General features: G+C 71.6%; 10 protein-coding genes and 1 pseudogene. 3 read left to right on the forward strand and 8 right to left on the reverse strand.

The features are described from left to right. Window positions 1–16 precede the first annotated feature (16 nt). Together ACFY2Q_RS03500 and ACFY2Q_RS03505 are read left to right on the forward strand one after the other, a co-directional pair. Window positions 17–859 (forward strand): annotated as a pseudogene (locus ACFY2Q_RS03500) (ParB/RepB/Spo0J family partition protein); the annotation flags it as partial. Window positions 860–2,456: 1,597 nt separating this feature from the next. Further along, on the forward strand, window positions 2,457–3,434 hold the full coding sequence (locus ACFY2Q_RS03505; RefSeq protein ID WP_387127159.1) for a hypothetical protein: 978 nt from the start codon (window positions 2,457–2,459) through the stop codon (window positions 3,432–3,434). A 201-nt stretch (window positions 3,435–3,635) separates the two neighbouring features. On the opposite strand, the gene ACFY2Q_RS03510 is transcribed toward ACFY2Q_RS03505, so the two are convergent. Both ACFY2Q_RS03510 and ACFY2Q_RS03515 read right to left on the reverse strand, forming a co-directional pair. Then, a complete protein-coding gene (locus ACFY2Q_RS03510) occupies window positions 3,636–4,637 on the reverse strand; it encodes a D-alanine--D-alanine ligase (protein ID WP_387127161.1) in 1,002 nt (333 codons plus the stop codon). 7 nt (window positions 4,638–4,644) lie between these two features. Next, window positions 4,645–5,958 carry a PLP-dependent aminotransferase family protein gene (locus ACFY2Q_RS03515; RefSeq protein WP_387127163.1) on the reverse strand — a complete coding sequence of 438 codons (1,314 nt, stop codon included), beginning with the start codon at window positions 5,956–5,958 and terminating at the stop codon, window positions 4,645–4,647. A gap of 298 nt (window positions 5,959–6,256) precedes the next feature. Between ACFY2Q_RS03515 and ACFY2Q_RS03520 the strand changes: the two genes are divergently transcribed. Then, window positions 6,257–6,922, forward strand: a complete 666-nt coding sequence (locus tag ACFY2Q_RS03520; RefSeq protein ID WP_387127166.1) for a GNAT family N-acetyltransferase — start codon at window positions 6,257–6,259, stop codon at window positions 6,920–6,922. Between the two features lie 34 nt (window positions 6,923–6,956). Here ACFY2Q_RS03520 and ACFY2Q_RS03525 read toward each other — a convergent pair whose 3' ends face one another. From ACFY2Q_RS03525 to ACFY2Q_RS03550, 6 genes are all read right to left on the reverse strand, one after another. After that, the gene (locus ACFY2Q_RS03525) at window positions 6,957–8,117 is read right to left on the reverse strand and encodes an N-acetylmuramoyl-L-alanine amidase (RefSeq protein ID WP_387127168.1); all 1,161 of its coding nucleotides are present in this window, start codon (window positions 8,115–8,117) and stop codon (window positions 6,957–6,959) included. A gap of 170 nt (window positions 8,118–8,287) precedes the next feature. Further along, window positions 8,288–8,611, reverse strand: a complete 324-nt coding sequence (trxA, locus tag ACFY2Q_RS03530) for a thioredoxin (RefSeq protein WP_387127170.1) — start codon at window positions 8,609–8,611, stop codon at window positions 8,288–8,290. A 31-nt stretch (window positions 8,612–8,642) separates the two neighbouring features. Beyond that, the gene (gene trxB, locus ACFY2Q_RS03535) at window positions 8,643–9,593 is read right to left on the reverse strand and encodes a thioredoxin-disulfide reductase (protein WP_387127172.1); all 951 of its coding nucleotides are present in this window, start codon (window positions 9,591–9,593) and stop codon (window positions 8,643–8,645) included. Window positions 9,594–9,774: 181 nt separating this feature from the next. Continuing rightward, window positions 9,775–10,755: a hypothetical protein gene (locus ACFY2Q_RS03540; RefSeq protein ID WP_387127174.1), complete on the reverse strand. Its 981-nt coding sequence runs from the start codon at window positions 10,753–10,755 to the stop codon at window positions 9,775–9,777. Then, window positions 10,752–11,474, reverse strand: a complete 723-nt coding sequence (gene sigM, locus ACFY2Q_RS03545) for an RNA polymerase sigma factor SigM (RefSeq protein WP_387127176.1) — start codon at window positions 11,472–11,474, stop codon at window positions 10,752–10,754. Before sigM ends, ACFY2Q_RS03540 begins: the two co-directional genes overlap by 4 nt. A 43-nt stretch (window positions 11,475–11,517) precedes the next feature. Continuing rightward, entirely contained in the window at window positions 11,518–13,125 is a 1,608-nt protein-coding gene (locus ACFY2Q_RS03550) for a protein kinase family protein (protein WP_387127177.1), read from the reverse strand. Window positions 13,126–13,288: the final 163 nt, after the last annotated feature.

Below are 13,288 nucleotides of genomic sequence, written 5' to 3' on the forward strand. Positions count from 1 at the left end.
CCATCAGCCGGAGCCCACGCTCAGTCCCGTGCCCGGAGCCCGGTTCGCTGAGATCCCGGTCGACGCGATCCTGCCGAACCCGAAGCAGCCCCGTCAGGTCTTCGACGAGGAAGCGCTTGAGGAGCTGAAGACCTCGATCCAGGAGGTGGGCTTCCTCCAGCCCATCGTCGTTCGGCAGCTCGACGGCGAGAAGTACGAGCTGGTGATGGGCGAGCGGCGTTGGCGTGCCGCCCAGGCGGTCGGGCGGGACAACATCCCGGCGATCATCCGGGACACCCGCGACGACGCCATGCTCCGCGACGCGCTGCTGGAGAACATCCACCGGGCCAACCTGAACCCTCTGGAAGAGGCAGCCGCGTACCAGCAGTTGCTGGAGGAGTTCGGCGCCACTCACGAGGAACTGGCCCGTCGGATCGGTCGCAGCCGCCCGCAGATCTCCAACACGATCCGACTGCTGAACCTGCCGGCGCAGGTGCAGCGCCGGGTCGCCGCGGGCATCCTCTCCGCCGGCCACGCCCGCGCCCTGCTGAGCCTCGACGATTCGGAAGCCCAAGAGCAGTTGGCGCTGCGCATCGTGGCCGAAGGGCTGTCGGTGCGGGCGACCGAGGAGATCGTTGCGCTGACGCTCAACGACGGGCCGCCGAAGGGTCAGGCCGCGAAACGGCGGCCGAAGCCGCACGCGCCAGCGCTGTCGGATCTCGCCGATCGTCTGTCGGACCGCTTCGACACCCGGGTCAAGGTCGACATCGGCCGGAGCAAGGGCAAGATCACGATTGAGTTCGCCACGGTGGACGACCTGGAGCGGATCGTCGGAATCATCGGAGTGCAGCAGGAGGAGTCCGAAGATCCCGAGGCCTGATCGCCTCGCTCCACCTGCGGCCGCGCTTCCCTCGGGTAGCGCGGCCGTTCTGTATCCGGCCCCGTTTCACGTGAAACGGGTCGCGCCCTTCCCAACCTCGCCGATCTCGCCCAGGGGGCGAGCACGCGCCAACCCCGTTGGTCCCGGCCAGCGGGGCGGGGCGCGCGGTAGGGCGGCGCGGGTGCCCGGGTCTGCCTGAGCGGGCGGCCATCGAGCACAGCAGGCTTTCGCGCACAGGTCTGTCTGCACGGACGGCTGGGTCCGGCCCGGCCCCGCGCGGACTCGTCATGGATGTCAGCCCGGCCTTCACGTGTCGGTCTTGCGCGGGCCGTCAGCGACGTCGGGCTCGGCTCGTCCCACGCAGGTCTGTGAGGGCGGGCAGTCCGAGGCCGCTCGGGCCGGGCTCCAGGCGGCCGGCTCCCTGGCTGCGGACCTACCCCCGGAGCGCCACTGGCAGGCCCGGCGGCCCTCGGGTGTCGCCACGGCTCGCCGACTGAGGACTACAGGATGCGGGCGCCGGGTCGCCGGAGCGACGAGTCGAACCTCGGCGCGGGTGGGCGGCAGGCCGACAATCCACGAGCGCATGACGCGGTGCGGCCAGGGAGAGGGAAGTTGACCTCCACGGGCCGCGAGGGCGCTCGTCCGTGGCGGATCCCTACCGAGGGGCCGGGTACGACGTCGAAGCCGGCAGCGGACCGCTGAGAGGGCGCAGGAGGTCCCTCCCGCGTCCCCCCGAGGCTCGGCTTGCAACCGGAGCGCTCGCGGCCTCCGTTTCACGTGAAACCACCCCTCCACCCGCCAGCCCTCAATCCAGCTCTGGAGCACTGACCGAGGCGGCCAATCCTGAGCCGAGAATCGCAACGCAGCGGTGAGAACAAGGTCGGCCGCCCGCGACGCCGCTCGTCCAGATGCCGCAGCGGTCGTGGAACAGCGAATGCGCGCCGGCGATGGCAGGTCGAGCGGCGGCCGACCATGGTGGCCTCATGCACAGGCGACCGATCCTCGCGGCCCCGTGTGTCAGAGGGCCCGCCGACTCCGGCGGCAGAGGCCGGGAGCACCCGCAAAGTCGGAAGGCAGCGCCGCCGAGGCTGTGGAGAAGTTGGAGGGCAGCGCGGAGGAGTTCTGGGAAGCGGAGCGGCAGTGCCGTGAGGGCTGTGGACTGAGGGGCGTCGAGCAGCGCCCCGCCGCGCCCGGCGCGATCTTCGCCGGGTTCCACTCGAGCGGCCACTCGTCCCGCCCTGCCTCGTGCAGGGGCCGTCGTCGCGCCCCGATCTCGGCGTTCGGCGCGACCCGCAACACACCCCCGACCGAGCGGTCGCCGAACCGCCCGAGAGCGGTTCACCGCAACGACCGAAGGGCCGAAAAGTTATCCACACCCTTTGTCCACAGGCACCCCCCGTTTCACGTGAAACCCCGCGTGGGAACGGGTGCGAGCCTGTGGATGACGGCCTGTGTTGGTGATCTCGGCAGCCTGTGGATATCGCCTCGGCGAGAGGTGGCGACGGGAGTATCAATCGACGAGGAGCACTGATCTGGGTGGTCCGGACCGATGGAACAGCTAGGGACAGCGGCGACAGACTCGGTTAGGGTCAGCGTCGTGCACGACACCCCTCCCTCAGTCCCGGACTTCACCCAATGGCCCTCGTTTCCCTTCGAGGGTGATCTCCGCGTGAAGCAGCTCGACGACCCGGTCCCGGTCGAACCGCCACGCAAGGGCGAGGGCCTCCGGGAATGCACCGCCTGCAACGCCCCCGACGACGCCTACATCTGGGTGGGAGAGCGGTGGCGGGTGCGTGCCATGGATCGGCCCACCGGCCTGCCCATGGTGCTCATCCTGGAATCGCGGACCCACCTCGATCTGGGTGACCTGCCGAACCTGCTCGCCGCCGAGCTCGGGGTGATGACTGTCCGCCTGGAGCGCGCCATCCGGTCGCTGGATGGCGTGGCGCGGGTGCACGTCAACAGGTGGGGCGACGGCTCCGCGCACCTGCACATGTGGTTCCTGGCCCGGCCGTACGGCCGGCTGCAGTTGCGGGGCACCTTCCTGTCGCTGTGGGATTCGATCCTGCCGCCGATCTCCGAGGAGCAGTGGCGGGAGAATCTGGCACTCGTCGCCGCCTGGCTCGCTGAGTTCGGTGGCCGGCCGCTGGCCGAGCCGCCCCGCATTCAGTGGCAGGCGCCGTCGAGCCTGCTGGCCCAGTCCGAGGCCGCCCACGCCGCTGCCGCACGGGAGGAGGCCGCCTCGGTCATCGAGGCGGCCGAGGAAATCCCGGAGCCCGCGGCCGAGGACGACAACGACCGCACCGATGGCGACGGGGATGTCAGCGGGCCCGCAGCGACCGACTCCGACCCGATGGTCGCGTCCTCCGTCACCGCCGCTGACTCGGCTGGGGAGCCAGACGCCGACTCAGCATCCGACGCCGACCCGGCGACTGAACCTGCCGCCGCGACCACACCTGGCCCGCTGGACGACACCACCGACTCACCCGCTCCCAACGCGGGCAACCCAGACTCGCCCGCTCCCAACGCGGGTAACCCCGCAGTGACCCCACCCGGAGTGCGACCCGTCCACTGATCGTCGGCCCGTCGGCCCGTCGGCCCGTCGGCCCGTCGGCCCGTCGGCCCGTCGGCCCGGCGGCCCGGCGGCCCGGCGGCCCGGCGGCCCGGCGGCCCGGCGGCCCGGCGGCCCGGCGGCCCGGCGGTGGCAGCTGCAGCATGCCACCGCTTCGCGGTCGACAGGGGTCACGCCGGCCGCGAAGCGGACGGGAAAGCAGGATCAGGACGCGCGCTGGGCTGCGGTGCGGGTGACCAGGGAGCCGAGGAGTCGACCGAAATCCAGACCGGCGGCCTGGACGGCGAGCGGCAGCAACGACGTCTCCGTCATGCCGGGCGAGACGTTGACCTCCAGCACGTGCGGCTGACCGGCGGCGTCCACGATCACGTCGACCCGGGACAGGTCCCGCAGGCCGAGCGCGGTGTGCGCGGCGAGAGCCACGTCGGCCACGGTGGCGGCCACCTCCGGCTCCAACCGGGCCGGAGCATGCCAGGTGGTCCGACCGGCGGTGTAGCGGGCGGCATAGTCGTAGACGCCGTTGCGCGGCACGATCTCGACAGGCGGCAGCGCCTGCGGCCCGTCACCCAGATCGACAACGGAAACCGCGACGTCCTTGCCGGCCACGTACCGCTCCACGAGCGCCGTCGAGTGGTACGCGAAGCAGCCGACCATCGCGGCCGGAAGTGACGCGGCGTCCCGGACCACCGCAGCGCCCAGGCCCGAGCCGCCCTGCGCCGGCTTGACCATCAGGGGCAGGCCCAGCCGGTCGACGATCCGGTCGAGTACGGCCACAGCGCCCAACTCGGAGAAGCGGTCGTGCGGCAGGGCCACCCAGTCCGGGGTGGGGATGCCGGCCTCGCGGAGCACCGTCTTGGCGGAGGGCTTGTCCCAGGCGAGCCGCGAGGCACGGGCGTCGCAACCGACGTACGGGATGCCACACAGGTCGAGCACACCCCGCAGGGAGCCGTCCTCGCCGGTGGCGCCGTGCAGCGCGATCACTACCGCGTCCGGCGGGTCGGCGGCGAGGGCGGGCAGGAGTGCCACGTCGGCGTCCCGCATCTCGGCTTCAACCCCGACGGCACGCAGCGCGTCGATCACCCGGCGGCCGGAGCGCAGCGAAACGTCACGTTCGTAGGAGAGGCCGCCCGCGAGTACGAGCACCCGCAGATCGGCCGCGACGGCGGAGTTGGTCACGGCAAGGTGCTCGACAGCGGTCGTACCCATTGCGGCATCATGCCAAGTCGGGACCCGGCACGTCGGAGCCGGGCTGGCTGCGGCGACCTGTGGCGCCACCGACGGCACCGAAGACGCGGCGCATCGCCAGCTCCTGCTCCATGACGCCGGCGAGCCGGCGGACGCCCTCGCGGATCCGCTCCGGCGGCGGGAAGCTGAAGTTGAGCCGCATGGCGTCGGTGCCCGTGCCGTTGGCGTAGAAGCCGGTGCCGGGCACGTAGGCGACCCGCGCGGCGATAGCGCGCGGCATCATGGCCTTCGAGTCGAGCCCGTCCGGCAGGCTGGCCCAGACGAAGAGGCCGCCGGCCGGCGTCGTCCAGCTGGTGCCCTCGGGCATCAGGTCAGACAACGCCTCCAGCATCGCGTCCCGGCGCTCCCGGTAGACCTCGCGGTAGACCTTCAGCTGCTCCCGCCACGGCATGGTGCTCAGGTAGGCCGTCACGGCGGCCTGGGCGTAGCCGCTGGGGCAGAGGATCTGCGCCTCGCTGGCGATGACCAGCTTGTCGCGGACCGCGTGCGGCGCCAGGATCCAACCGACCCGCAGCCCGGGGGCGAAGGTCTTGGAGAACGTGCTGAGGTAAAAGACCCCGTCGCGGCGGCGAGCCCGCAGCGGCGCGGGCGCCTCACCCTCGAAACCCAGCTGGCCGTACGGGTCGTCCTCGACGACGAGCAGGCCGGCGCGCTCGCAGATGTCGAGTACGCGTTCCCGGCGCTCCTCGCTGAGCGTCACGCCTGTCGGGTTCTGGTAGGTGGGGATGGTGTAGAGGAACTTCACCCGCCGGCCGGCGCGGGCCAGGTCGGCGATGGCGGTCTCCAGTGCTTCGGGGATCAGCCCTTCGTCGTCCATCGGCACGTGTGCCACCTGGGCCTGCGCGGCCTGGAAGACCCCGAGCGCGCCGACGTACGTCGGGCCCTCGGCGAGCACCACGTCACCGGGGTCGAGGAAGAGCCGGGCCACCAGGTCGAGAGCCTGCTGCCCGCCCACGGTGACCACCACGTCCTCGGGTGAGGCACCGCACGCGGCGTCGATCCCGGAGAGGGACATCACCTCGCAGATCCGCTCGCGCAGCTCCAGGGTGCCCTGGCCGATGCCGTACTGGAGGGTGGTCACGCCGTGCTCGGAGCCGAGCCGGCCCAGCATCTCGCCGACGGCGTCGAGCGGCAGAGCGGCGATGTAGGGAGCCCCACCGGCGAGCGAGACGACCTCGGGTCGGCTGGCCACTGCGAAGAGTGCTCGGATCTCCGAGGCGGTCATGCCGCGCACCCGCCGGGCGTACCGGTCGGTGTAGTCGTCGAGTGTCGTGCCGGTCATGACCTCACCTCGATCGCTGCTCGGGTGGCTCCCGCCCCGGGTACCCCGACCGCTCGTGACCATGGGGTCGGGAGGCACCAATTGTCGATCGTAGCCCGCCTGGGCCTGCGTGTCGGCCTGCCGTGACGGACCGACCACATCGCGGACCCTGGGGTGGTGTCCCCCGGTGCGGTGGGCATCTGCGCGTCCCCTCCCGTACCAGCGATCAGCGGCGTACGATCGCTCGTCGGGGGCAGGAAGGCGGCGCTGTCGTTCCATGCCGGTCTCACCACCGAGCCTACTTGTGGGGATGCGCCATATGTCGCGACGTCTGGTCAGCCTGACCCTCGACACGCTGGAAGATCTTCCTCGTCCCTGCCGGCAGTGCGTCTACTGGGAGTTGGACCCGGTCTCCGCCGACCGCGCAGGCGCCGCCGGTGACCCGGGTCTCGAAAAAGAGGCGTGGGTTTCCCAGACGCTGCTGGAGTGGGGTTCCTGCGGCAAGCTCGCGTACGTCGACGGCATGCCTGCGGGCTTCGTGATGTACGCCCCGCCCGCCTACGTGCCCCGCTCGATGGCCTTCCCGACCTCTCCGGTCTCCGCCGACGCGGCACTGCTGATGACCGCCAACGTGGTCGCCTCGTTCGCCGGTGGCGGGTTGGGCCGGATGTTGGTGCAGGGCGTCGCACGGGATCTCACCAAGCGGGGGATCAAGGCGATCGAGGCGTTCGGCGACGCCAAGTTCGGTGACGCGGACGACCCCGCCCGGGGCTGCGTGGCACCTGCCGATTTCTTCCTCTCGGTCGGTTTCAAGACCGTACGTCCGCATCCCCGGTTTCCCCGGCTGCGCCTTGAGTTGCGCACCGCGCTGAGCTGGAAATCCGACGTCGAGTACGCGCTGGAGAAGCTGCTCGGCTCGATGAGCCCCGAAACCCTGCTCCGGCCGGTCCGACCGGCCCCGGCGACCCGGTCCACAGGCGGCTGACCGCCGCTCCGGAAGCGGCCCTCGACCACGGGTCTCAGTCGACCACCGTGCCCGCGGTGACCACCGCCCGCAGTTCGCTGACGTCGATCGAGCCGGTCGGCACGTCCCGTTCGATAGGGAAGTACATGCGCTGCACCGCGGCCACGATCGCCTCCACCACCCGGTCGCGGAACCGGGGGTCGACCAACTGGGCGCGGTCGGTCGGTGAGGTGAGGTAGCCGACCTCCACCCGGACCGCCGGCATCCGGGTCAGCCGCAGCAGGTCCCACGTCTTGGCGTGCGTGCGGCAGTCCCGCAGCCCGGTGCGGGCGACGATCTCCCGCTGCACCAGCCCGGCCAGCCGCTCCCCGGTCGACGAGGTGACCCCGTTGTCGGTGCCGTAGTGGTAGGTCGCCACGCCCTCCGCCTCCGGGTTGGCGTGCCCGTCCAGATGCAGCGACACGAACACGTCGGCGCCGAGCGAGTTGGCGAGCATCGCCCGGTCGGTGTCGGGCAAACACTTGTCGGGCGCGGGACCCCGGGTGAGTTGCACCCGCACTCCGGACGCGGCGAGTCGCCCCTCCAGTCGGCTGGCGAGGTCGTGCACGAGGTCCGCCTCCGTCCAGCGCAGCGGACCGTCCGGCACGACCATGCCCGGATCGGTGCCACCGTGCCCCGGGTCGATGACAACCGTCTTGCCGACAAGTGCCGGCCCGGACTGGCGGATCGCGTCGGACTCGCGGAGCCACTGCGGGCGGCCGCCGACGACCTTGCGACCGATGCGGCGTAGAGCGTTCATCGTGTGTGGCCCGCAGGAGCCGTCGGGGGTGAGCCCGACCTCGCGCTGGAACTGCGCCACCGCGCGGGACGTCCGAATGCCGTAGATGGCGTCGGCGCGGCCGACGTCGTACCCCATCTCCAACAGTCGCTCCTGCAGCGACCGGACATCCTCGCCGGTGAGCGGCTCGGGCACCGCGTGGTAGAGGGTGCGGGCGCCGAGCCGCCAACGGGCGGCCTCCAGGGCGCCCCAGGTCTCCGTGCCGACCCGGCCGTCCACGCTGAGCCCACGGGACTGCTGGAACGCGCGGACGGCACGCTCGGTGTCGAGGTCGAACTCGTCGGTCTGCGGACCGGCGGCGAGCAGGTCGATGCCGTTGAGAATGGCACGGATCTCCGTGACCGCGGGTCCCCGGTCACCGGGTCGGATCGGACGCACGCACGACCCCCTCTGCACGAAGCTTGCTGGCCGGGCGGCCCCGGCTTGAGGTTATGCGTTCCGGGGCGGCCAGGTGGCTCGGGCGCGAAAAACGCGCGGTGCGGGGGCCGCGAAGACAGCGAACCCCGCACCCGACGAGCGGGTACGGGGTTCGGTGACGTAACTGCTGGTCAGAGGGCCGACTCGATGAGCCGGACCAGCTCACCCTTCGGCTTGGCGCCAGCGATCGACTGCACGGGCTGGCCGTTCTTGAAGACGGTAAGGGTCGGCACCGACATCACGCGGTAGGCGCGGGCGGTCTCGGGGTTCTCGTCGATGTTGAGCTTGACGATGGTGATCTGGTCACCCATCTCACCGGCGATCTCCTCGAGCAGCGGCGACACCTTGCGGCACGGCCCGCACCACTCGGCCCAGAAGTCCACCAGAACCGGCTTGTCGGCCTGCAGCACGTCAGCGACGAAGCTCGCGTCCGTGACCGCCTTGGTATTTCCCACTATGCCCCTCCTCCGGGATGTGTTTCCAGTTTCAGCTGAGCGTCGCGATGAAGCGCTCGGCGTCGAGCGCTGCGGCACAGCCGGTGCCGGCCGCGGTGATCGCCTGACGGTAGGTGTGGTCGACCACGTCACCGGCGGCGAAGACGCCTGGCACGTTCGTCCGGGTGCTGGGGGCCTGTACCTTGATGTAGCCCTCGTCGTCCATCTCGACCTGACCGCGGAAGAGCTCACTGCGCGGGTCGTGGCCGATGGCCACGAAGACGCCTGTGACGTCCAGGACCTTGGTCTCGCCGGTGTGCACGTTGCGGACGCGTACACCGGTGACCTTGCCGTCGGCGCCCAGGATCTCCTCGACGGTGCTGTTCCACTCGACCTTGATCTTCTCGTTGCCCAGTGCCCGGTCGGCCATGATCTTGCTGGCGCGGAACGAGTCGCGCCTGTGGATGATGGTGACCGAATCCGCGAAGCGGGTGAGGAAGCTGGCCTCCTCCATCGCCGAGTCGCCGCCGCCGACGACCACGATGTTCTGGTTGCGGAAGAAGAAGCCGTCACACGTGGCGCACGAGGAGACGCCGTGGCCGAGGTATTCCTGCTCGCCCGGCACGCCCAGCGGGCGCCAGGCCGAACCGGTGGAGAGGATGACGGAGCGGGCCTGGTAGGCGGTCTCGCCGACCCACACGGTGCTCACCGCGCCGGCGCCGGCGTCGCCGGTGTCCGCCAGCTCGACCCGGGTCACGTCGTCGGTGAGGAACTCGGCACCGAACCGCTCGGCCTGCTTGCGCATGTTGTCCATCAGCTCGGGGCCGAGGATGCCGTCGGCGAACCCGGGGAAGTTCTCCACCTCGGTGGTGGTCATCAGTGCGCCGCCGGACTGCACGCCCTCGATGATCAGCGGCTTCAGGTTGGCGCGTGCCGCGTAGACCGCCGCCGTGTAACCGGCCGGGCCGGAGCCGATGATGATCAGGTTGCGGACCTCGTCCACTGCCGTCTCCCGAGTGTGTGTGTTCGGCGTCGGCGCACGCACCGATGCGAATCCGAGTGCCGACGCCTGGTGGGTGCCGGCAGCTGACTTCCAGAACGTCATCGTACGAAGCGGGGATTCCCGGGTCGGGCATCCGGTGGGTCAGGTCACGTGGACGGTTATCGCACCGACGACGGCGGATTCACCCTACCCGCGCCGAATACCGGCTGTCCGAGCCGGACCCGGGGACGCCGCACTCGGGGCCGCTGACCCAGGCCCAGCGGGCACCTGTCGCGTCGGCGAACCGGAGGACAAGCGCCTGCTCGCCCTGGAACCGCGCGTAGTCGAGGACTTCGACCACAAGCGGAGCTGATCCGTGCTCGGCCGCCACGTCCGCCAGGCAGGCCCTCAGCGCGGCCTCGTCGGTGAGCCGGGCCAACTGGTCGGACCCGTTCGCGGCGGGTCGGCGGCCCTCGGCGTCCACCCCGGGCTGCCCGTCCGGACCGCCGGTGGGCTGCTTGAAGGGCTGGTTCGTCGCGGAACCGCCGGTGGCATGAGCGAGGGTCTGCGGGGTGTAGTCGGTGCCGCTGTGCAGCGCCGGCCCGGTGGTGCGTGCCGCTGTGTCTTCGGGCGCGCTGGCCGGGCGGTCCATGGCGCTGCCAGCGGTGTCCGAGGCGTTCCTCGACAGTTGGGTGAGACCCAGGCCGACCGCGACGACGGCCACCGCCGCGGCGGCCACCGGGGCGGCACCCCGGGCCCAACGCCGCTGTCGGCGCTGTCGGCGCCCCGGCCCGGCGGGTATGCCACGCCCCGCCTCGCCCGGGGAGGACCCGGCGGGTCGGCGACCGCCGCCGCCCTGCGTCGGCAGGATCACCGGCGTCGCGGCGTCGGACGGCTCTCCGCTTGTGGGGTCGTCGTTCGGCAGGGGACCCGCCGCGGCCAGCGCGGCGGCGAGTCGATCGGCGACGGAGGGCGGCAGCTCCGGGGCAGGCTCGGCCCACCGGGCCAGGTCGGCGTGGACCTGCGTGATCGCTGGGGCCAGCAGCGAGTACGCCTGCGCCCAGGCCGGGTTGGCCTCCACCAGTCGGGCGATCTCCGCCTGCTGCGGCGTGCCGTCCAACGCCCCGCCGAGGTAGTCGGCGAGCAGGTCGGTGTCGACCTCTCTGAACTCCTCGGTCGTCACGTGTCCTCCTGGTTGGGGTCCCGCCGGTAGCGGCCCGACCCCGATCCGACGCCCTCGGCCGTGCGCGGGTTCCCCGCCGTGACGCCGGGCACGTCCGCGTTCGCGCCGGTCGGTTCCGGGTCGGCAGAATCCGGACGGGCCGCCGACGCCGTCGGACGGAGATGGCCGAGCAGCACCGCCAAGCGGGCCCGACCCCTGGCGCACCGGCTCTTGACCGTCCCTTCGGCGACACCGAGGATGCGGGCCACCTCGGCGACCGGGTAGCCCTGCAGATCCACAAGCACCAGGGCGGCCCGTTGCTCGATGGGCAGCTCGGCGAGCGCGGCACGGACGACCAGGGCGGTGTCGTGGTCGTGCGCCGGTGCCGCTGGCTCGATGCCACCGGTGCCCGACCCGTCCGTGGACCGGTTGCCGTCGGGCAGCGGAACGGTGGGGTGCGCCTGTCGGCGGCGGACCCGGTCCAGGCACGCGTTCACGACGATCCGGTGCAGCCAGGTCGTGACGGCGGAGTCGCCCCGGAACCGGCCGGCCGCCCGGTGCGCCGACAGCAGGGCGTCCTGAAGTGCGTCGGCGGCCTCCTCGCGGTCACCGAGCGTCCGCAGAGCCACCGCCCAGAGCCGGTCGCGGTGCCTGTGGAACAACTCGGCGAAGGCGTCCCGGTCGCCGGCGACGTGGGCGCGCAGCAGCTCAAGGTCCGTTGCCGCATCGCGCCCGTCCATCACCACGTCCGGCGGAGGTGGCGCCGGGATCGTGCTGCCCGGCTCACGAACCCTGGACCGTAATCTCCTGCACTCCGAGCCGGAAGCCGTCCTCGTCGCCGCTGGGCGGCAACTCGGTGAACCAGAGCAGCAGGTAGCGGTACTTCTCGTCGGCGTTGAAACCGTTGAAGGTCATCGTGGTGCCGTCGTGCTCCTTCAACACACCGATCTCGGTCTTGTAGTTCGCCACCATCTGCTTGTCGCCGTTGGAGGTCGACGGGAAGGTCGCGGTGCCGGCGAGCAGTTGCGCGGTGGCACCCCGACCGGAGAGCACGGCCTGCACCGACTTCACCGTGTGCGGCGAGCCCAGGTCCAGCCAGACCCCCATGCCGGACTTGAGGTTGCCGTAGGTGGCGTTCGGGTAGCGGTCGGTCTCCCAACCCTTGTCGTTGTCGCCATCGATGATTTTGTCGGCGCCGCCGAGTTCGTCCCGCTTGCTGCTGTCCGGGTCGACGATCCGGATGCCCTGGACGCCGAGGTTGCGGACCGTGGCGGCGGCCGGGGTGGCGTCACCGGCCGGCGCGCTGGCGGTCGGCGCGGCACCGGCGCTGTCCTGCGGGTCCTCGTCGTTGCCACGGAGCGCGCTGATGCCGATGAGCAGACCCACAAGGGCGACCGCCAGCAGGCCGGCGATGCCAATGGCGACCTTGCGACCACCCGCGGCGGCCAGCGGGGAGGGCTCCTCCCCGGTCTCGGCCGTGAACCGCAGCGGCCCGCTGGTGTCGAGGTAGTGCTCCTCCTCGGTCGGCACGTCCAGCCGAGCCAACTCGGCGGCGAGCACATCGGACGAGGGCGGAGCGATCTCGGCGTCCAGCAGATCCATGGTCAAGTCGTCCAGGTACGCGGGCACGCCGGCCCGGACCTGGCGGGGGGCCGCAATCGTGCCGGCGGCGTCCCGAACGGCGTCGGAGATGGCGGCCCGGCCGTGGCCGGCGGTGGCGCCGTGCAGCGGTGCCTCGGTGTGCGGCCAGTGACCGGTCAGCGCGAAGTAGAGGACGCCGCCGACCGCCCGGATGTCGTTCTCCTGGCTGTCGGCGCCGTCGGTGCGCGCATCGGCCAGGACCACCCGACCCTCGTCACTGATCATGACGGTGCCGGGGTGCACGTTTCCGTGCACCATCCCGGTGGCGTGCACGGCGGCGAGCGCGCTGGCGACGGCGTTGCCGATCGCGGTGGCCCGGGCCGGGTCCAGCGGGCCCTCGGCCGCGAGGTCACGCAGCGACTGCCCGTCCACCCACTCACGGACCACGTACGCCCGGTCGGCCTCGTCGATGGCGTCGTACACGCCGACGAGGTTGGGGTGGATGACCCGGCTGGCCGCGACGGCGGCCTGAAGCATTTCGGTGGCGGAGTCGCCACCCGGGTAGCGGAGCACAACCGCGACGGGACGGCGCAGGATGACGTCGACCCCGCGCCAGACCAGCCGACCCGCGCTGTCGTTGTTGATGTGCTCGACCAGTTCGTACCGCTCGGCGAGGATCTCACCGGCCGTGGGAGCACCGAAGGTCATGACTGGCGGAGCGCTCTCGTCCGCCTCCTGACCTTCGCCGACCTGGGTCACCCGTCCTCCCTCGGTGATCGTGTCGATCGATGGACCCGCACTGCTGGGCATGTGGCTTCCCGCTCTGCCGTCGAAGGAACCGGCCGACCGGTGTCGACGCCCAGCGTCGGCGCCGCCGCACCCGTCGAGAGCGACCTTACCCGGGTTGCCCGTCTCTCCGACATGTCATCTTCCCGCCGTACCCGGCGGAAACCCGGGAGCCCGGGAAGTAGTC

It is taken from the genome of Micromonospora sp. NPDC000316 (genome assembly GCF_042898885.1).
GTDB lineage: Bacteria > Actinomycetota > Actinomycetes > Mycobacteriales > Micromonosporaceae > Micromonospora.

Bases quoted from the DNA above. Each gene is read 5' to 3' on its own strand.
- ACFY2Q_RS03550 (WP_387127177.1), bottom strand. From the start codon at position 13,125: ATGCCCAGCAGTGCGGGTCCATCGATCGACACGATCACCGAGGGAGGA.
- ACFY2Q_RS03510 (WP_387127161.1), bottom strand. From the start codon at position 4,637: ATGGGTACGACCGCTGTCGAGCACCTTGCCGTGACCAACTCCGCCGTC.
- ACFY2Q_RS03515 (WP_387127163.1), bottom strand. From the start codon at position 5,958: ATGACCGGCACGACACTCGACGACTACACCGACCGGTACGCCCGGCGG.
- sigM (WP_387127176.1), bottom strand. From the start codon at position 11,474: ATGGACGGGCGCGATGCGGCAACGGACCTTGAGCTGCTGCGCGCCCAC.
- ACFY2Q_RS03520 (WP_387127166.1), top strand. From the start codon at position 6,257: ATGTCGCGACGTCTGGTCAGCCTGACCCTCGACACGCTGGAAGATCTT.